This window comes from Nonomuraea antimicrobica (genome assembly GCF_039536965.1).
Lineage (GTDB): Bacteria > Actinomycetota > Actinomycetes > Streptosporangiales > Streptosporangiaceae > Nonomuraea > Nonomuraea antimicrobica.
Map to the genome: position 1 here is coordinate 1 of NZ_BAAAZP010000115.1, position 18905 is coordinate 18905.

Here is an 18905-nt window from a genome sequence, read left to right on the forward strand (position 1 = left end):
TCTGCGCCGATGGTACTGCACTCGGGAGGGTGTGGGAGAGTAGGTCACCGCCGGACAATCATTCAGGAAGGGCCTGACACGGTTCGTGTCGGGCCCTTCCTGCATTTCTGGGGTCTTTTGCTGTGGCTTCTGGGGAGAGAGTGAGGCTTGGCCGGGGTGGCTGGGCCTTTTTTGTTTTCAGGGGGTCTTGATCGGTGTTCTGAGGTCTATCGTGTGGGTTGGTTGGGGCGGCTGGCGTTTGGGGGGTGCGTGGTAGCGTCCTGAGGGGTGAGTGGGCTGTGGGGGGTGTGGTTTGGTTTTTCTTGTGTGGTGAGAGGGGTTCTGGCCGGGGGTGGTCGGAGCCTCTTTTTTATTCGGGGAGTGGGCGGAGGATGAAGACGCCCCATCCCAAGTGGTCGCGGCCGTACTCGAGGTGCGAGCGTTGTGAGCGGGTGAGGAAATCGCGCATTCCCGGTACGTCTGGGTCGTCCGGGTTGTCGCGCAGCCAGTCGCTGACCGTCCACCATTGACTCGCCATGTACCGGTCCCATGTGTCCGGGCTGGCCAGGACCATTTCGAGGAGTTCGAAGCCAGCCTCTTCTGCGCGGTCGGCCGTACCGATGAGGGAGGCCAAACTGTCGCTGTCCATTCCCAGCGCGGTGCAGGCCGCCGGCGGGGGTGGGGATATCCAATAGCAGTCGCCGACCAGCACGATGCCGTTCGGGCGCAACCAGCGGCGCATCAGCGACAAAGTCCCTTGGAGGCCGCCGCCGATCCAGGTCGCGCCGATGCAGGAAACGACGTCGAACGACGCCGGAGCATCTTCGTACGCGGCGGCGTCGGCTTCCACGAACGTGATGCGGTCGGCGACGCCAAGCTCCTGGGCTCGGGCTTCGGCGGCACTCAGGAACACTTTGCTGATGTCGACCCCCACGCCCCGGATGCCGTATTCGGCGCCCCAGCGGCAAAGCAATTCGCCCTTTCCGCACGCCAGGTCGAGCAGGCGGGTGCCGGGCGTGAAGTCGCAGATCTCGCCGAGGAGGTTGAGCTTGTCGTCTGTCAGCGGGTTCAGAATTCGGTGGCGGGACTCGGCGATTTCATGGAAGCGTAGTGACATGGGGAGCAGTCTTGTCGGGCCGTCGTTTACGGTCCAGTCAATATCCGGACTGCGCGAGGCTCGGGGACGTTCCGGGGCTTGCTAGGCTGGAGTGAGCGGGCCACCCCCACGGGTGGCCTTCGTCGCGTAAGGCCCGAGGGCGGGCGGCGACCAGCCGCGGTGGACCGTCGTTGTGAGTCCGCTGGTTGAGCCAACGAAATGGACCAGAAGTGAACAGAGATAACGGATCGGACGACGGCCAGCGCGGGCGCGGCGACTACGAAGACAGGCGCTCAGGCGGAGGAAGCAGGAGCGGCGGTTACGGCTCTCGAGGGCGAGACTCCGGCGGCGACCGTCCGTTCCGTTCCGGGGATGACCGGCCGCGTTCCCACTCCCGTGACGACCGCGGTCCGCGGCGTGACGACTCTCGAGACGATCGGGGTCCGCGGCGTGACGACTCCCGCGATGACCGCGGTCCGCGGCGCGAGGGCGATGAGCGCCGTTCGTTCCGTGACAGGGATGACCGTGGCCCGCGCCGTGACGGTGGTTACGGCGATCGGCGCGAGGGCGGCGGTTACGGCGGGCGCCGTGAGGGCGGTTACCGGGACAACCGCGGCCCCCGACGTGAGGGGGACGATCGCGCACCTCGGAGTGACGAGCGCCGTACCTATCGAGACCGTGACGATCGTGGGCCGCGCCGTGAGGGTGGTGGTGGCTACGGGGATCGCCGTGAGGGGGGTTACGGAGGTCGTAGTGAGGGCGGGTTCCGTGATGACCGTGGTCCCCGTCGTGAGGGCGGCTTCCGCGATGACCGTGGTCCGCGCCGTGAAGGCGGCGGCTACGGGGGTCGTCGTGAGGGCGGGTTCCGTGACGATCGTGGGCCCCGTCGTGAGGGCGGGTTCCGCGAGGATCGCGGTGCGGGCCGGGAAGGCGGATCCGCCCCGCGTCGTGAGGGTGGTTATGGCGACCGGCGTCCGTTCCGTGAACGGGATGACCGCGGGCCGCGTCGTGAGGGCGGTTACGCGAGTCGTGGCGAGGGCGGGTTCCGTGACGATCGCGGCCCTCGTCGCGAGGGCGGCTTCCGGGATGACCGGGGGCCTCGTGGGGAAGGCCGATACGGCGACCGGCGCGAGGGCGGTTCCGCTGACCGCGGACCTCGCCGTGAGGGTGGCTCCGGTGACCGTCGTGAGGGCGGCGGCTATGGGGGTCGTCGTGAGGGCGGTTTCCGTGACGATCGGGGGCCGCGCCGTGAGGGCGGGTTCCGGGAGGATCGCGGTCCCCGTCGTGAAGGTGGGTTCCGTGACGATCGGGGGCCCAGGCGTGAAGGTGGGTTCCGCGATGATCGGGGGCCCAGGCGCGAGGGTGGGTTCCGTGATGACCGGGGGCCGCGTCGTGAGGGCGGCGGGTACGGCGACCGGCGCGAGGGCGGCGGTTACGCGGGTCGTCGTGAGGGCGGCTACGGTGACCGGAGCGAAGGCGGTTTCCGGGATCGGGGGCGTGGCGACTCGCGTCCGTTCTCACGTGAGGGGCGCGACGACCGTTCCGGTCCGGGGACCCGTGCGCGCTACGGCAGGTCCGACCGCGACGAGGCCGCCGAGGCGCCGCAGCGTGAGAAGTTGCCCGAGATGGCGCCCGACATCACCGTGGACGAGCTCGACAAGGAGGTCCTGGAGGAGCTGCGTTCTCTTCCCGGCGACCTCGCCATCCTGGTCGGGCGGCACCTGGTGGCCGCCGAGCGGGCGCTCCAGGACGACGACCCCGAGCAGGCGTACGAGCACACGAAGGTGGCGCGGCGGTTCGCGGCCCGCATCGGCGTCGTGCGTGAGGCCGCGGGCATCGTCGCCTACCACGCGGGTCACTACTCCGAGGCGCTGAGCGATCTGCGGGCGGCCAGGAGGATGACGGGGTCGGACGCGTACCTGCCGATCATGGCCGACTGTGAGCGTGGTCTCGGCCGTCCGGAGCGCGCCATCGACCTCGTACGTTCGCCGGAAGCCGAACGCCTCGACCGGGCCGGACGCATCGAGCTGACCATCGTTGAGTCGGGTGCCCGTCGCGACCTGGGCCAGCATGACGCCGCCGTGATCACGCTGCAGCGTCTGCCCGAGCTGCGCGACCCCCAGGCCAAGCCGTGGTCGGCGCGGCTGGCGTTCGCGTACGCGGACTCGCTGGCCGACGCCGGGCACCAGGACGCGGCCGTCGACTGGTTCGGGAAGGCGATGGCGTTCGACGAGGACGGGGAGACCGACGCGGCCGAGCGGTACGCCGAGCTGACCGGAGCCCTCATCGAGGACGTTGAGGAGGAATTCGACCTCGAGGACGACGCCGTCGAAAACGCCGACGGCGACGAGGGTACGGCTCAGGCGGGGCGTGCGGCCGAGGCAGAGGCCGACGAGGCCGACGAGGCCGACGTGGACGAAGCAGAGGCGGGCGAGGACGCGGAGGGCGAGGATGCCGCCCTCGCCGAGGCGGACGACCTTGGCGACGCGGAGTCCGCGGACGTTTCGGACGAGGCGGCGGAGGAGGGCGACCTCGGCGACGACGAGCGAGACGAGACCGTCGCCCCGTCTGCTGCAGAGGAGGACGCCGGTCCGGCGGAGGTCGATGACGACAGCTCTGACGACCGCTCTGAGGGCGGTGAGGTCGCCGAGATCTCCGAGAGGTCGGAGGGCTCGGAGGCTGCGCGGGCCGATGAGGGAGTTGAGGACGCGGAGAGCGCTCCGGAGGCCGAGGCTGCGGAGGGTTCCGAGAGCGAGGACGACGCCGGTCGAGGTGCCGTCAAGGAGCCTTCGGGGCAGGCGGCTGAGGTGCCCGGTATCACTCCGGCGTTCATCGAGCCGGACTTCGGTGACGTACTGGATGAGTCGGGCAAGCCCGTCAAGGGCAAGGCTACGACAGACGACTGACGAGCCCCCGTTCATTGCCCTGCCGTGCTGCCTCGTGGAGGTGGCACGGCAGGTGCGTTCTGGGCAGGGCCGTGCCTGGGTCGCTGGTGCAGGTGTGCCGGGGTCCTTGGGCGCCGGGGCTCATGAAGGGAGTCGCACTCCGGTGCGGTGCGGCTTCTCGGGACGGTTCTCCGGGTGGGTGGTGTGGGCCGCAAGGTCGATGCAGATCTTTGGGGAGCCTCGTCGTTGAGGTGCCGGGCTTCTGGAGGGGCAGCGGCGGGTGAGGCGCTCTTTGTGTACACGGGAAGCTGCGCCTCGGAATTTCCTTCCCGGATTGGGGCGATTCGGGGGATTTAGTGTTGTGTTGTCGGCCGGGTGGGTGTGGGCCTACGTCGGCCGGGTCTGGGGCGTTGGGGGCCTCTGGTGGTGGGGCAATTGGTTGGTGGACGTGGTCGTGTGAGAGATGAACGGTGCGGAGGCGGCGCCGGCTTGTGCGTTGGCCGCTTGCATCCGTTGGTTCGTGCTCGGTAGGAGACAGCTCGCCGAAGAGCGTGTCGAGCCCGTCGCATAGGCCCTGATCCGGGCACCTTGTGGGCGGTGGTGCTGGGTCACCTTGGGGCGTTGCGGAGAAGCGTTATGGGGAGACGCGGTTCAGCCAGTGCAGGATCCCGGCGACGTTGGACTCGGCACCGCTCAGCATCTCGAACTGCTCGGCCCTGGCTTCCTCCAACATGTCGGGATTCTCGGACGTCAGCGCCTTGTAGCGCTCCTTGGTGCGATCTCTGACCATGGCGACGGCGTGGTCCAGGTCCATGCCCTCGGACCGTGCCCGGCGGGTGAGGTCTACCCAAATCCGGAGTTCCTCCGCAGACCGTTCAAGCGTCTCCCGAACAGCATTGACCGGCCCATAGTGGCTGAACAACAGTCGCTGAGGCCCAAGTGCCTCGAACAGCGCGATCGAGTTGAGTGCCGTCTGCAGGTCGAAGTCCGGCGGAGGGGTGGCGGGACGCAGATCGCCCGTTTCGGGCAGATAGACGCCTGCCGCGTCACCGACGTACAGGTCGCCGGTGGCGGAGTCGACCAGCCCCACGTGGTGTTTCGCGTGCCCGGGGGAATAGTGGCTGCTCAGCGTACGGCCGTTGCCCAGGTCGATGGCGCCGGTGTCGCCGAGGGCCACGATGCGTGCGGCATCGGTGGGGGACAGTTCGCCGAAGAGCGTGTCGAGCCGGTCGCCCCACACCATGCGTGCGCTGGCCATGAGCCTGGACGGCTCAGCGAGGTGCCGGGCGCCCTTCTCGTGGACGACGACCTGTGCGGACGGGAAGAATCCGGCGATGTCGCCGACGCCGCCGGCGTGATCGAGGTGAATGTGGGTCACGACGACCGTGGCCAGGTCGTCGGGGCCGACGCCAAGTGAGGCGATCGCGTCCCGCACCACGGGTGCCGAGGTCGAGGTGCCCGTCTCGACCAGGCACGGACGATCACTCAGGATCAGGTAACCCGCCGTGATGCCCGTGTATCCGGCCATTTTGGTGTCGATCTCATAGACGTCGCCGCCTAGTGCGGTGATGTTGTCCACAGGCACTCCCGAGCGTCCAGCCGTTGTCCCCAGAACGGCGTTCCAACCGATCCGGCCTCCTCTTCATCGTAGAGAGTGATCTCCACCAGAGCACCGATAGGGAGGACGACCGTGGACCGAAACGAAGTCTTGCTCGTGGGGAGGCTGTCAGCGCCGGTCGAGGAGCACCCTTTGCCGAGCGGCGACACCGTCACGAAGTGGCGCATCATCGTCCGCCGTCGCCGGCACCGACGCGGCGCGGCCCTCACCGACAGCATCCCGTGCGTCACGTTCAACCCGGAGACGGCCGCCGTGGTGCGGGGTCTCAAGCCGCGCGACTACATCGAGGTGACGGGCTCGTTCCGCTGCCGCGTCTTCGGGCCGTCGGCGGCCAAGGTCTGGCGGTACGAGGTGGAGGTGAGCACGGCGAGGCCGTACGACGCCGAGCTCGCCCAACCCGGTGACAGTCCGGTGGATGATGTTGGAGGTGGTGGGAAGCTGGCTGCCTTGATACCCCGGCAGGTGCACTACCTGGCCCCGACCGGCTGACCATGCCGGTCACGAGGCGGTGCCCGTGGTGGCTACCGGGGTCGAGGCAGTGCCGTGATGACGGTCACGGTCACGGTCACGGTCACGGCCAGGGTCACGGTCACGGCCAGGGTCACGGTCACGGCCAGGGTCACGGTCACGGCCAGGGTCACGGCTACGGCCACGGCCAGGGTCAGGGGCGGGGTCAGGGGCGGGCCGAGGGCGGCTCCGGCCCGCCGCTGGCAGTTGGCCCTGGCTCGTGGGCGGGGACTGAATCCCGCTGGTAGGCGGCGGTTGGCTTCGGCCTGTGGAGAAGTCGGTCCTTGGCCGGTGCGCGGAGGTTTGTCCCGGACCTGTGGTCGGCAGTTGGCTCCGGCCTGCGGGGGAGGGTCGCTCCGACCTGCGGGGAAGGTCGCTTCGGCGTGTGGGGGGAGTCGGTCCTTGGCTGGTGGGTGGACGTCTGTCGCGGCCGATGGGTGGCAGTGGGCTCCAGCCTGTGAGCGGTAGTTGGCTTTGGCCTGCGGGGTTGGCCTCGGTCAGCGGGTGGAAGTGCCGGACCTGCCGGGATGCCCGCGCGCCCTCGTCCCCACCCGGTTGTGGTCTGGGCTGCGTCTACCGGTGGGACGAGGGTGCCCACGCGGGGGGTGGGCTGGTCACCTCTCGCGTGGGCACCCCCCACACCCAGGGTGTGAACCCCGAGCACGGGCGCCCCTGACATCTGGGGTGTGAACCCCGAGCAGGGGCATTTTGGATATCTGGTGTGTGAACCCCGGGCAGGGGCATCCCGGACATCCGGGGTGTGAACCCTGAGCGGATCCTCTTGTTGTTGGTGAAGGGCAGGTCAGTCGATGGCGAAGGTGCGTAGTACCAGGCCAGTGCGCGGTTTGGGGCCGAAGGAGGTGGATTTGCGGGGCACTCGTTCGCCTCCGGCCGCCACTGCCAGCACGTCCTCGACCGCCAGCGGCTTGAGGATCACGGCGGTGCCGCCGGTGCGGGCCGCCAGGCGGACTGCGGCGGCCGTGTCGTGGTGGACGATGCGTACGGTTTCCTCGCTGTCGCGCATGCCCCACACCACAGGCAGCACGAACTCGGTGAGGACGGAGGTGTTGAGCGAGTTCCAGCGGTCAGAGTGATCGGACGGCATGGCGCGGGCGAGTTGCACCGAGTCCGGGTCGGTGAGTAGGTGTGCGCCCTGTTCGCCGGCGAGCAGGAAGGCGGGCTCAGAGGCTTGTTCGAGTGCGGCCAGGCCACGTGCCAGGTCGTTGTAGTCGTGCACCTGCCACGAGGTCTTGGCCCTGGCGACGGCCTCTGCCAGGGGGAGGTCCGGGATCACGCGGTGGATGGCTTTGAGGTCGGGTGGGTACGCGCTGGAGTCCACGAGCAGGGCCAGGCCGAAGTCCCAGGGGCCCAGGGTGGTTTCAGCCGCGTGGGTGTCGCGTTCCTGGCGCTGGAGGACGCGGTACGTCGCGTACCGGTGATGGCCGTCGGCGATCAGGGCCTGGCGGTGGTGCAGGTCGGCGTTGATCGCCGCGATCTCCGCCGAGTCCGTGATCGCCCACAGGCGGTGCGTCAGGCCGTCCTCGGTGTGGGCCGAGACGAGCGGGTGGCGGGTCGAAGCGACCTCGTCCACCAGACGGGAGGCCATGCCGTTCTCACCGTCGTAGAGGAGGAAGATGGGCTCCAGGTTGGCCTGGGTGGTGCTCATGAGGGCGAGTCGGTCCGCGATGGGGCCCGGCATGACGTTCTCGTGCGGCAGGATGATGCGCTGGTCGGGGTCGGCCAGGCCGACGTCGCCGATCAGGCCGCGTTGTATGACGCTCGGGCCGTTCTGTCCCTCGGTGTCCGCCGCGCGGCTCTGCTCGTAGACGTACAGGGCCGGTACGTCGTCTGGCACCAGCACGCCGGAGTCGAGCCAGGTCCGCAGGGTGTTCGCGGCCTCGGCGTACCGGCCTTGGAGGGTGTCGGTTGCCTGGGAGGTTGGTGGTGCCGTCTCAGGGAGGGACGCCTTGGAGAGGGGAGGTAGCGGGGGGATGTGAATGCGTTGATCGGGGTCGGGATTTTCGAGTGGCCCGCCCTCGGTCGGGGTGTGAGTCTTGAGCGGGTGCGGGCTGGGGTGGTGAGGGCCGAGGGAAGACGAAGGCGAAGGCGAAGGCGAAGACGCCGGGGTGCTGGAAGTCGGTGCGGAGGTAGGCGGTGCTGAGGTAGTTGGTGGGGTGTTTGTAGTGGTTGTCGGCGGGTGCGGTGGTCGTGGCGGTGTCGGGGATGCGTCGGGTGACTGGGGGTGGTGTTCGACGCGGGTGCCGCTGCTGTTGTTTCTGCCGTCGCGGCCATCCGCACCGTTGCTTCTACTGTCGCGGCCATCCGCGCCGCTGCTTCTGGCGTCGCGGCCATCCGCGCCGCTGCTTCTGCTGAAGGTGCCTCTGTCCCCGCCGCTGCTTGTGCTGATGGTGTTTTCGTCTTCGCCGTTGTCCTCGCCGCTGTTTCCGTTGTCCTCGCCGCCGTCCGTGCCGGTGCTGCCGATGCTTCCGTCCCGGCCGCCGTTCTTGCCGATGCTTCCGTCCTCGGTGCTGCTGCCGTTGGCGCTGGCGGTGGTGTTGTTTCTGTGGTCGCTGCCGACGTCGTTCTCGGGGCTGCTGTTGTCGGCGGCCTCGTGGCTGGCGGCGTTGTCGCTGCTGATGGCGATGGGGTGGAGGGCAGGGCCCGTGCTGGGGTGGGGGTGAATGGGGGGATTGGTGAGAGATGGCGTTGGTTGGGGTGTTGCGGAGAGGGGAGGGGTGGTGGGGGATTGGTCGGCTGTTGAGGGGGAAATGGGGTCGGGTTGGTGGGGGGCGGTGTGAGATTGTCGGGCTTGGGGGTTGGTTGGTGTAGGAGTGGAGGAGTCGCCCCGGGAGGAGCAGGGAAGGATGAGGCGGACGACGTTGTTCGGGTGAGAGTCCAAGAGGACCTCTACGTCGGCGTCGGAGATCAGGTCGTATGGCGGGGAGGTCACCTTGGCGGGATCTTCGACAGCGAAACGAACACCTCGGAAGGGCCGTAGCACCAGTCCGTCGGGTACCGGCAGTTCAGGAGTCCCCATACCGGGCATGCTGCCATAAATGCATGCGTCTTCCAGACGTCGCCCCATGGTTGCAGTCATGCCCGTTCCGCAGCAGGGCGGTACTGGGTCACCGTACGAGCGATGAAGGAGTCCTCACGCATGGATCATGATCAAAACGTTCATGACGAGAGCGGGGCAGGCGCGCCAAGGGGTGGCGTTTACGACTGGTACCAGCGTGGGGTCAGATTGTTGAAAGAGGGCAGTCCGGCGGCCGCTGCGGCATTGCTCGAACGGGCCGCCGCAGCCGAGCCCGAATCGCGCAGCATTTTGGAGGCGTTGGCGCGGGCGCAGTTCAACTCACGGCAGTACGCCGAGGCGGCGGCCAGTTTCCGGCAGATCGTGGATGCCAATCCCGCCGAGGACTATGCGTATTTCGGGCTCGGGTTGTCGTTGTGGCGGACTGGTGATGTGGAAGGGGCTCAGGAGCCGCTGGCGATTGCGGTGGCGATGCGCCCCGACGAGCGTCATTATGTTTCGGCCTTGAAGAGCGTGCGGGCGACCTTGCGGGCTCGTCGGGAGATGTAGGCGGATGTAGGCGCGGTTTGGTTGGAGTTGTGGTTGGCGGGCGGGTTCGGTCCGCACGCGGGGTTCGGCCCAGTACGTGGGTTCGGCCCAGCTATGGGGTTCGGTCCAGTATCGGGTTCCAGCCATGAGCGGGTTCAGCTTGACAGGCGGGTTCGGCGGACAAGCCGATGCTGGGGTGTGGGTGTGGGTGTGGGTGTGGGTGTGGGTGTGGGGGCAGGCTCGGCGGGGATTTGGCGTGTTCGGGGCACCACGTTCGGGGGGCGGGTCCTTTGAGGGGGGTGGGGTCTGGCAGGCAGGGATTTGTTGGGTCTCTGGGGGAGCGGGGACGGCGCTGCCGTGCGTTCGGGATGAGTCGCGTGGATGTTGCGCATTGCACGTGTTGGCCGGGGCGTCGGGGGCGTGGATGAGGTGGATGGGGTCGGTCGTGGTGGTGGCTTCGCGTGGCAGGTGGTGTCGCGGATCGGCGGGCATTGATGCCGATCTGGCGGGCGATCGGAGTGAGAGCGCTCGTGCTGATGGGGGCGTCGTCGTGGTGGAAGGCGGGTGTCGCGGTGATGAACGGTAGGTGCGGGTTGGTGCTGGTGGGGTGGTGCTGTTGCAGATGTGGTGGGGACAGGCCGTGAGCGGGGTGTGGGGGAACTTGTTGAGGTTGTCGGTATGCCTTTGTTGGTCTCGGCGCGCGGGTTCCGGTGATTTCGCCGCTGTCCCCCGGGCTCGTTGCCGTTTCGCTGTTCCAGGGGTTGCGGGTGTCCGGGTGTGTTGTTCAGTTATGAGGGGGTTGGATCAGGCGTTTTGGCGGAGGGCGTTGGCGGTGATCGCGGCCTGGTAGTAGGCGGCCAGGCCCAGGGCCGTCGCGTCGATGGTGGCGGTGAAGCGCGGGTCCGAGACGTACATGTCTCCGAGGGCGCGATGGATCTCGTACGTGCACTCGTAGCACCAGCGCGAGATGTGGGCCCGGTGCTCCTCCGCCAGGTCCATGGCCAGGTCGCCGTCGGCCGGTGCTCCTGAGCGCATCGCGTCCGCCAGGCGGGCGGAGATGTCACCCGCCTCCGCCGTGAAGAGCCGCCAGTCGTCCTTCGTGTACGACGACGTACGCCGCGTCGCGTCGGACCACGCCCGGGTGCCGCCCCAGCGTTGTTCGGCCTCGGGTGCGTGTTCGTCCGGGTCGTGGCCGCCGAACAGTTCGGCGCGTTCCTCGGCGGTGAGGTTGAGGTTCGGGGACATCGTCATCCTTCCTGCGGGTGGGTACGAGGCCGACGCTAAAGTCTCACGCAGCGTGAGAGTCAAACGGGAAGAGGCGACGTGCTGATCGACGGCTATGACACCCTGCTGCTCGACCTCGACGGCGTGGTCTATCTGGGCAGCCGTGCGGTCCCTGGGGCTCCGGCGGCGCTGGAGCAGGCGCGGGAACGTGGGGTGCGGCTGGCGTACGTCACCAACAACGCGTCCCGCACACCCGCGGCCATCGCCGCCCACCTGCGCGAACTCGGTGCGCCCGCCACGACCGAGGACGTCGTGACCTCGGCGCAGGCCGCCGCCCGGCTGGTCGCGGAAAGGGTGCCGCCCGGCGCGAACGTGCTCGTCGTCGGCGGGTCCGGGCTGCGGCTGGCGGTACGCGACCGGGGGTTGCGGCCCGTCTCGACCGCCGCCGAGTCGCCCGCCGCCGTAGTGCAGGGGATCGCGCCCGGGCTGTCGTACGGGCTGCTGGCGGAAGGGGCGCTGGCGGTGCGGCAGGGGGCGTTGTTCGTGGCGTCCAACGGGGACACCACGATGCCGACCCAGCGGGGCGAACTGCCGGGGAACGGGGCCATGGTCCGGGTGATCGCCACCGCCACCGGGGTCGAGCCGGTCTACGCGGGCAAGCCGGATCCGCCGCTGCACCGGGAGTCGATGATCCGTACGGGGGCGCGGCGGCCGCTGGTCGTGGGCGATCGGCTGGACACCGACATCGAGGGGGCCTCGAACGCGGGCGTCGAGAGCCTCCTGGTGCTGACCGGGGTGGCCACGGCGGCCGACGTGCTGACGGCCGGGCCTGGCCATCGGCCCACGTACGTGGGGGAGGATCTGCGGGCCCTGCTCCTGCCGTACCCCGAGGTGCGGGACGGGGTCTGCGGGGGATGGCGGGCCCGCTGGAAGGACGGGGCGCTGCGCCTCGAAGGCGATGGCAGCAGGATCGACGGGCTGAGGGCGGCCTGCGACGCGGCGTGGGCGGCGGCCGGGGAGGGGCGGGCCGAGGAGGACGCGGTCAAACCCGTGCTCGATCGCCTCCGGTGAAGCTGCTCCGTGCCGCGTGAGGGGTCCCTCGGTGTGGTCGGGACGGGTCGAGGGCTTGCGGTGATCCCGGCGGGCGGTGACGTTGCTCCGCCCTCAGATGAATCCGCTCTCGGCGGACGCTCCGGGAGCCGAGGATTGCTCAGATGAATCCGCTCTCAGTGGACGCTCTGGCAGCCGAGGATTGTTCAGATGAGCGCCTCAACCGGGCGCTCGGGTGAAGCCCTCAGATGAGTCTGCGCAGGCGTAGCAGGTCGCCGAAGCTGGCGTCGATCTTCACCCGCCCCCCGAGCAGCGCGCGCGCCAGGTCCAGCTCCCCGTCCACCAGCGCGACCAGGTCGTCGCTCACGATCGTGAGCTTGACGTCCGCCGCCTTCCCGTTGGGCGGCGGCAGCTCCGTGAACGGATCCAGCCCTCCGTGGTGCAGCCGCCCGTAGAAGGTCACGCCGAGGTCGGGCACCCGGCAGCTCACCGTGCGCTCGACCACGTGCTTGGCGCGGTCGGACTCGTCGATCTCGTCGAATTGGGTGACGAGCTTGGCCAGTGCCGCCCGGCACTCCTCGACGCTTGCCATGATGCGCATCCTTTCTTTCTTTTTGCGGACGGTAGCGTTCCACATGAGTAGCACCCCCGTATGGGCTTCAACGCATGACACGCCTGCCAAGGTCCCGGGTGCTCGCGGGAGGCGTTACGGTCGAGTCATGAGTGAGCTGCCGCAGGAGACCGGCGACGAGCGGGTCGACGCCATCGTGGCCGATCTCGGCCGGTTGGGTGAGCTGCCTGTGGGTGCGCACGTCGCGGTCTTCGAGGAGGCGTTCTCCGGGCTGGAGGGCACGCTGGCCGCCGTCGACGAGGCCGCGCCGCACGAGCGGGCGGGCGACCGACCGGCCGGTCAGGTGGGCCAAGGCGTCGTGGGCCTGGTGGGCGGCCAGGTCCCGAATCAGGCCGACGGTCGGGCCGCGGGCCGGATGGGCGATCAACCTGTGGGATTCCGGTGAGCCGTCGCATCCGCCTCGACAGCGAGCTGGTGCGCCGGGGCATGGCCAGGTCGCGCGAGCAGGCCGTCCAGCTCATCGAGGACGGCCGGGTCAGCGTCGGCGGCCAGCGGGCGCACAAGCCCGCCACGCAGGTCGACACCGCCTCCGCCATCGTCGTGGCCACCTCGGATCACGGCCCCGACTACGTCTCGCGCGGGGCGCACAAGCTGCTGGGAGCGCTCGACACGTTCGCCGGTCTGTCGGCCGAGGGCCGTCGCTGCCTCGACGCGGGGGCCTCCACCGGCGGGTTCACCGACGTGCTGCTGCGCCGCGGGGCCGCCCACGTGCTGGCCGTCGACGTCGGCTACGGGCAGCTCGCCTGGTCGCTGCGCAACGACGAGAGGGTGACGGTCATGGAGCGCGTCAACGTACGCGACCTGACCCCCGAGATGGTCGGCGAGCCGCCCACGCTCGTGGTGGGCGACCTGTCGTTCATCTCGCTGCGGCTCGTGCTGCCCGCGCTGGCCGGGGTCGCCGCGGCCGAGGCCGACTTCGTACTGCTGGTGAAGCCCCAGTTCGAGGTGGGCAAGGAGTTGGTCGGGGCGGGCGGTGTCGTACGCGATCCCGAGCTGCGGGCGGGCTCCGTGCGCGACGCGGCGGCCAAGGCGAGGGAGCTGGGGTTGAGCGTGCGCGGCGTGACCGCCAGCCCGCTGCCCGGTCCGTCGGGGAATGTGGAGTATCTGCTCTGGCTGGGCAAAGGGGAGGGCGCGCCCGAGGTCGCCGACCTCGACGCCGAGATCCAGCGAGCCGTCGTGGAAGGGCCGCAATGAGCGGAATGAAACGTACTGTGCTCGTCGCCGTGCACACCGGGCGCGACGTCGCCGTCGACAGCGCCCGGTTGGTCATCAACCGGCTGGTCGACGCGGGCATCACGGTCAGGGTGCTCGACACCGAGGCCGGTGAGATCGGCTGCGCCGGGGCCGAGGCGGTGCCCGGCGACCCCAGCGCGGCCAAGGACGCCGAGGTCATGATGGTGCTCGGCGGCGACGGTTCGCTGCTGCGCGCCGCCGAGCTGGCCAAGCCCGCGGGCACGCCGCTGCTGGGCGTCAACCTCGGGCACGTCGGGTTCCTCGCCGAGGCCGAGGTCGCCGACCTGGCCGCGGCGGTAGACAGTGTCGTGGCGGGGCGCTACGACGTCGAGGAGCGCATGACGGTCGACGTCCTCGCCCGGCAGAACGGCCGGGTCCTGGCCGACACCTGGGCGCTCAACGAGGTCACCGTCGAAAAGCAGGAGCGCATGCTGGAGGTGGTCGCCGAGATCGACGGTCGGCCGCTGTCGCGGTGGGGGTGCGACGGTGTGATCTGCGCCACACCGACCGGCTCGACCGCGTACGCCTTCTCCGCCGGCGGGCCCGTCGTCTGGCCCGAGGTCGAGGCGCTGCTCATGGTGCCCATCAGCGCGCACGCACTGTTCGCCAAGCCGATGGTGATCTCCCCGCGCTCCACCCTGGCGGTCGAGATCCTGCCGGACACGCCCGGCGGTGTTCTGTGGTGTGACGGACGCCGCAGGTTCGAGCTGCCCTCGGGCACGCGGGTGGAGGTGCGCCGCGGCGCCGAGCCCGTCCGGCTGGCCCGGCTGCACGGGGTCGAGAGCACCGGCGCGCCCTTCACCGACCGGCTGGTCGCCAAGTTCGAGCTTCCGGTCCAGGGGTGGCGCGGAAGGGCTCGACCCTGAGTGAATGGAGGGCGGAGCGCGTAGGATCACGTGAGCATGGCGGGCCGCGTCCGGCGGGCCGCCAGGGGCAGCGGCGTCAGACACGGCAGTGAACGGGAGTGGGCAGTGCGACCCAAGGTCGAGGAGGTCCGCATCCAGGGGCTCGGCGTCATCGACGAGGCCGTGCTCGAGCTTTCGCCTGGCTTCAACGTGGTCACCGGCGAGACGGGCGCGGGCAAGACGATGGTCGTGACCGGGCTCGGCCTGCTGTTCGGCGGCCGGGCAGACCCCTCGCGCGTCCGGCCGGGCGCCGAGCGGGCCAGCGTCGAGGGCACGCTGGTCATCGAGGTGGGCGGGCGCGTCGCGCAGCAGGTGGAGGACATCGGGGGCGAGGCCGAGGGCGGCGAGCTGATCATCTCGCGCACGGTGTCGGCCGAGGGCAGGTCCAGGGCGTGGCTCGGCGGGCGCACGGTGCCCGTGGGCACGCTGACGTACCTGGCCGACGACCTGGTGGCCGTGCACGGCCAGATGGACCAGCAGCGGCTGCTCCAGCCCGCCAGGCAGCGGGCCGCGCTCGACCGCTACGCGGGTGACGAACTGGTCAAGCCGCTACGGGCCTACGCGCAGTCGTACAAGCGGCACAAGAAGGTGGCCGCGCTGCTCGACGAGCTGACCACCCGGGCCAGGGAGCGGGCGCAGGAGGCCGACCGGCTGCGCTTCGGGCTGGAGGAGGTCGAGAAGGTCGACCCCAAGCCCGGCGAGGACGCCGACCTGCGCGGCGAGGAGGAGCGCCTCTCGCACGCCGACGCGCTGCGCAGCGCCGCGACGACCGCGCACACCGCTCTGCTGGGCGACCCGATGGAGGCCACGGGCGGCCCGCACGACGTGATCTCCCTGCTGGGGGAGGCGCGGACGGCCGTGGAGGCGGTACGCGACTTCGACGCCCAGCTCGCCGGGGTGGCCGACCGGCTGGCCGAGGCCGGTTACCTGATCTCCGACGTGGCCACCGACCTGGCGGCGTACGCGGAGTCGATCGAGGCCGACCCCGCTCGCCTGGCCGCCGTGCAGGAACGCCGGTCGGTGCTGTCCGGCCTGATCAGGAAATACGCCGAGGACAGCGCCGGTGTCCTGGCCTGGGCCCAGCGGGCCGCCACCCGCCTGGCCGAGCTCGACGGCGACGACGAGCGCATCGACGAGCTGACCCGCGAACACGACGAGCTGACCGCCCGCCTCACCGACCAGGCCGACGAGCTGACGAAGGTGCGCGAGGCCGCCGCCGAACGGTTCGGGCAGGCCGTGACCGAAGAGCTGACCGCGCTGGCCATGCCGCACGCCAGGGTCGTGGTCGAGCTGAACCGGAGCGAGGAGTTCGGGCCCGAGGGCCGCGACGAGGTGGAGCTGCGCATGGCCGCGCACCCCGCCGCGCCGCCGCTGCCGCTCAACAAGGGCGCCTCCGGTGGTGAGCTGAGCCGCGTGATGCTCGCGATCGAGGTGGTGTTCGCCGGTGCCGACCCGGTGCCGACGTTCGTGTTCGACGAGGTCGACGCGGGGGTCGGCGGGAAGGCCGCGGTCGAGATCGGGCGGCGGCTGGCCAGGCTCGCCCGCACCGCGCAAGTGATTGTGGTCACACATCTGCCGCAGGTCGCGGCGTTCGCCGACCAGCATCTCGTGGTCGAGAAGGCGAGCGACGGGAGCGTCGTGCGCAGCGGCGTCACCGCGCTCGACCACGAGGGCCGCCTGCGCGAGCTTTCCCGCATGCTGGCAGGTATGGAAGACTCCGAGCTTGGCCGCGCCCACGCCGAGGAGCTGCTGGGACTCGCCGCGGCCGACAGGTGATCCTGGGTGACATAGTGGACACGCCGCGTCATGCGTGGCCTGTGTGCTGTTTCGCTCTGGCAGGATGGTCTTGATGAAGGTTCCGGGAAGCAAGTTGCCGGGCCTCCGCGGTAGGAAGGTCGGTGACCTTCCCGGTGTAACGGCAGTGGCGAGGATCGACCGGCGCACGAAGAGGCTCACGAAACGCCTCCAGCCCGGGGAAATAGCGATTATCGACCATGTTGACGTTGACCGGGTCAGCGCGGAGGCGCTCGTCGCGTGCGGTGCTTCGGCGGTGGTCAACATCGCCTGCGGCATCAGCGGCCGTTACCCCAATCTGGGGCCGCAGATCCTGCTCGAAGCCGGCGTGCCGTTCGTCGACAACGCCACTCATGAGCTGTTCGAGCGGGTCAAGGACGGCGACGTCGTACGCGTCTGCGACGGGGTCGTCTACCTCGACGACGACGTGGTCGGCAAGGGCGAGCAGCAGACCGTCGAGGCCGTCGAGTCGGCCATGGCCGAGGCGCGTGCCGGTCTCGCCGTGCAGATCGAGGCGTTCGCGGTCAACACGATGGAATACGTCCGCGGTGAGGGCAAGCTCCTCATCGACGGGGTCGGCGTGCCCGAGATCCGCACGTCCATGGAGGGCAGGCACGTCCTCATCGTGGTCCGCGGATACCACTACAAGGAAGACATCGCCACCCTGCGCCCGTACATCCGCGAATACCGGCCCGTCCTCGTCGGCGTCGACGGCGGGGCCGACGCGCTGCTGGAGGCCGGCTACCTGCCCGACGTGATCGTGGGCGACTTCGACTCGGTCTCCACCAAGGCCCTGAGCTGCGGCGCCGAGCTGGTCGTGCACGCCTACCGCGACGGCAGGGCCCCCGGGCTCGAGCGCGTGCACCAGCTCGGCCGCGAAGCGGTGATCTTCCCCGCCACCGGCACCAGCGAGGACATCGCCATGATCCTGGCCGACGACAAGGGCGCCGAGCTGATCGTCGCGGTCGGCACTCACGGCACGCTGGAGGAGTTCCTCGACAAGGGGCGCTCCGGCATGGCCAGCACCTTCCTCACCCGGCTGATCATCGGCAGCAAGCTCATCGACGCCAAGGGCGTCAGCAGGCTCTACCGCAGCCGCATCACCACCTCACAACTGCTGCTACTCGTGATCACGGCGCTGATCTCCATGGGCGTCGCGCTCTTCCTCTCGCCACTCGGCCAGACCTGGCTGAACGGTGTGCAAGACGTCTGGAACGCGTTCATCTTCTGGCTGGTCGGACTCTTCTCGTGATCGATTTTCGCTATCATCTCGTCTCCATCGTCGCGGTCTTCCTGGCCCTCGCGGTGGGGATCGTGCTGGGCACCACGCTGCTCCAGGAACCGGCGGTCAAGTCCGCGCAAGAGCTGACCGGCTGGTTCACCAAGACCAACGAGGAGCTTCGCACCCAGATCGACACCCTGCAGGGGCGCGAGGCGGGCAACGACAGCTTCATCAGCACCGTGACGCCCGACCTGGTGGCCGCCGAGCTGACCGGGCAGCAGGTCGTCCTGATCGAGACCCCGGGCTCCAGCACCGCCATGCGCGAGGCCGCGCAGCAGGTGCTCGCCCAGGCCGGCGCGGAGGTGACCGGGCGGGTCACGTTCGGCGAGAAGTTCGTCGACCCCAAGGGCAGGGGCGTGCTCGACGGCCTCGTCAACCGGCTCAAGCCGGCCAACATGATCTTCCCGGCCACCGCCACGAGCTGGGACAGGGCCTCCGCGCTGCTCGCCGCCACCCTCGTCACCAACGACCAGGCCCAGAGCGGCACCCCCAACGCGGCCACGGCGGACGTCCTCAGCACGTTCGAGGCGGGCGGGCTGCTCACCACCGAGGGCGACCCGGCCAAGCGGGCCACGCTCGCGGTGGTGTTCGCGCCGGAGAAGCCGTACGAGGGCGAGCCCGCCGAGACCCTGACGGGCGCGCTCGTCTCCGTGGCCGACGGCTTCGACGCGGGCGGCAAGGGCGCGGTCGTGGCCGGGCTGGCCGCCGCCCCGGCCGGTGACGTGATCACCGCCATCCGCGACGAGGGAGAGATCTCCAAGCGCGTCTCCACGGTCGACACGGCCGACATGCCCGTGGGCCGCATCGGGATCGTCTACGCTCTGCGCGAGCAACTGTCCGGACGCGCCGGCCACTACGGCATGGGCGCGGGAGCCTCGGCCCCGGTGCCCTCGGTGACGTCCCCGACCCCGTCCCCCACCCCCGAGTCAGGGAGCTGACATGCCTGCCAGCCGGGCCCGTGGCCTCCTCTTCGCCCTCGCCGGCGCCACGATCGGCGCCGTGGCCGCGCGGGCCGCGTACGCGGCGTTCACCCGCGACCGGCCCGCCGACCTGAGCGGCCGCTGGACCAGGAAGAACCACCGGGGCGAGCCCATCACCCTGCTCGAAGGCCCCGCGTTCGTGGCAGGGGCGGGCGGCCG

17 protein-coding genes and 2 pseudogenes are annotated in these 18905 nt (G+C 69.9%); 12 read left to right on the forward strand and 7 right to left on the reverse strand.

The window, feature by feature from the left end:
• Positions 1-349 precede the first annotated feature (349 nt).
• Complete coding sequence (locus ABD844_RS32375) at positions 350-1096, reverse strand: SAM-dependent methyltransferase (protein ID WP_344886516.1); 747 nt, start codon at positions 1094-1096, stop codon at positions 350-352.
• A gap of 1604 nt (positions 1097-2700) precedes the next feature.
• Here ABD844_RS32375 and ABD844_RS32380 point away from each other — a divergent pair.
• Positions 2701-3981: a hypothetical protein gene (locus ABD844_RS32380; protein ID WP_344886530.1), complete on the forward strand. Its 1281-nt coding sequence runs from the start codon at positions 2701-2703 to the stop codon at positions 3979-3981.
• A gap of 613 nt (positions 3982-4594) precedes the next feature.
• On the opposite strand, the gene ABD844_RS32385 is transcribed toward ABD844_RS32380, so the two are convergent.
• Positions 4595-5539, reverse strand: coding sequence for an MBL fold metallo-hydrolase (locus tag ABD844_RS32385; RefSeq protein WP_344886517.1), 945 nt, complete (start codon positions 5537-5539; stop codon positions 4595-4597).
• Between the two features lie 111 nt (positions 5540-5650).
• Here ABD844_RS32385 and ABD844_RS32390 point away from each other — a divergent pair, with 111 nt between their 5' ends.
• Positions 5651-6067, forward strand: coding sequence for a single-stranded DNA-binding protein (locus ABD844_RS32390; protein WP_344886518.1), 417 nt, complete (start codon positions 5651-5653; stop codon positions 6065-6067).
• A gap of 32 nt (positions 6068-6099) precedes the next feature.
• Here the strand turns inward: ABD844_RS32390 and ABD844_RS32395 are convergent, their stop codons facing one another.
• Both ABD844_RS32395 and ABD844_RS32400 read right to left on the reverse strand, forming a co-directional pair.
• Positions 6100-6231: a hypothetical protein gene (locus ABD844_RS32395; RefSeq protein WP_344886519.1), complete on the reverse strand. Its 132-nt coding sequence runs from the start codon at positions 6229-6231 to the stop codon at positions 6100-6102.
• A 656-nt stretch (positions 6232-6887) separates the two neighbouring features.
• Entirely contained in the window at positions 6888-8084 is a 1197-nt protein-coding gene (locus tag ABD844_RS32400) for a DUF1015 family protein (protein WP_344886531.1), read from the reverse strand.
• A 259-nt stretch (positions 8085-8343) separates the two neighbouring features.
• Here ABD844_RS32400 and ABD844_RS32405 point away from each other — a divergent pair, with 259 nt between their 5' ends.
• Entirely contained in the window at positions 8344-8766 is a 423-nt protein-coding gene (locus ABD844_RS32405) for a hypothetical protein (protein WP_344886532.1), read from the forward strand.
• Positions 8767-8927: 161 nt separating this feature from the next.
• On the opposite strand, the pseudogene ABD844_RS32410 reads toward ABD844_RS32405, so the two are convergent.
• Positions 8928-9182, reverse strand: a pseudogene (locus ABD844_RS32410) (DUF1015 family protein); the annotation flags it as partial.
• A gap of 60 nt (positions 9183-9242) precedes the next feature.
• On the opposite strand from ABD844_RS32410, the gene ABD844_RS32415 reads away from it, so the two are divergent.
• A complete protein-coding gene (locus tag ABD844_RS32415; RefSeq protein WP_344886520.1) occupies positions 9243-9668 on the forward strand; it encodes a tetratricopeptide repeat protein in 426 nt (141 codons plus the stop codon).
• A 783-nt stretch (positions 9669-10451) separates the two neighbouring features.
• Here the strand turns inward: ABD844_RS32415 and ABD844_RS32420 are convergent.
• A complete protein-coding gene (locus ABD844_RS32420; RefSeq protein WP_344886521.1) occupies positions 10452-10892 on the reverse strand; it encodes a TipAS antibiotic-recognition domain-containing protein in 441 nt (146 codons plus the stop codon).
• Positions 10893-10970: 78 nt separating this feature from the next.
• On the opposite strand from ABD844_RS32420, the gene ABD844_RS32425 reads away from it, so the two are divergent.
• Positions 10971-11942 (forward strand): HAD-IIA family hydrolase, encoded by a 972-nt coding sequence (locus tag ABD844_RS32425; RefSeq protein WP_344886522.1) that lies wholly within the window; start codon positions 10971-10973, stop codon positions 11940-11942.
• A gap of 223 nt (positions 11943-12165) precedes the next feature.
• Here ABD844_RS32425 and ABD844_RS32430 read toward each other — a convergent pair whose 3' ends face one another.
• Positions 12166-12513, reverse strand: coding sequence for an SCP2 sterol-binding domain-containing protein (locus ABD844_RS32430; RefSeq protein WP_344886523.1), 348 nt, complete (start codon positions 12511-12513; stop codon positions 12166-12168).
• Between the two features lie 127 nt (positions 12514-12640).
• On the opposite strand from ABD844_RS32430, the gene ABD844_RS32435 reads away from it, so the two are divergent.
• The 7 genes and pseudogenes from ABD844_RS32435 to ABD844_RS32465 all read left to right on the forward strand — a co-directional run.
• A complete protein-coding gene (locus tag ABD844_RS32435) occupies positions 12641-12937 on the forward strand; it encodes a hypothetical protein (RefSeq protein ID WP_344886524.1) in 297 nt (98 codons plus the stop codon).
• Positions 12934-13746 (forward strand): TlyA family RNA methyltransferase, encoded by an 813-nt coding sequence (locus tag ABD844_RS32440; protein WP_344886525.1) that lies wholly within the window; start codon positions 12934-12936, stop codon positions 13744-13746. Before ABD844_RS32435 ends, ABD844_RS32440 begins: the two co-directional genes overlap by 4 nt.
• A gap of 5 nt (positions 13747-13751) precedes the next feature.
• Complete coding sequence (locus ABD844_RS32445) at positions 13752-14651, forward strand: NAD kinase (RefSeq protein WP_344886526.1); 900 nt, start codon at positions 13752-13754, stop codon at positions 14649-14651.
• 105 nt (positions 14652-14756) lie between these two features.
• A complete protein-coding gene (gene recN / locus ABD844_RS32450; protein WP_344886527.1) occupies positions 14757-16466 on the forward strand; it encodes a DNA repair protein RecN in 1710 nt (569 codons plus the stop codon).
• A gap of 73 nt (positions 16467-16539) precedes the next feature.
• Positions 16540-17736 (forward strand): putative cytokinetic ring protein SteA, encoded by a 1197-nt coding sequence (steA, locus tag ABD844_RS32455; protein ID WP_344886528.1) that lies wholly within the window; start codon positions 16540-16542, stop codon positions 17734-17736.
• Positions 17733-18704 carry a copper transporter gene (locus ABD844_RS32460; RefSeq protein WP_344886529.1) on the forward strand — a complete coding sequence of 324 codons (972 nt, stop codon included), beginning with the start codon at positions 17733-17735 and terminating at the stop codon, positions 18702-18704. The genes steA and ABD844_RS32460 overlap by 4 nt, the downstream gene beginning before the upstream one ends.
• 1 nt (position 18705) lies before the next feature.
• Positions 18706-18905: pseudogene (locus ABD844_RS32465) on the forward strand (hypothetical protein); the annotation flags it as partial.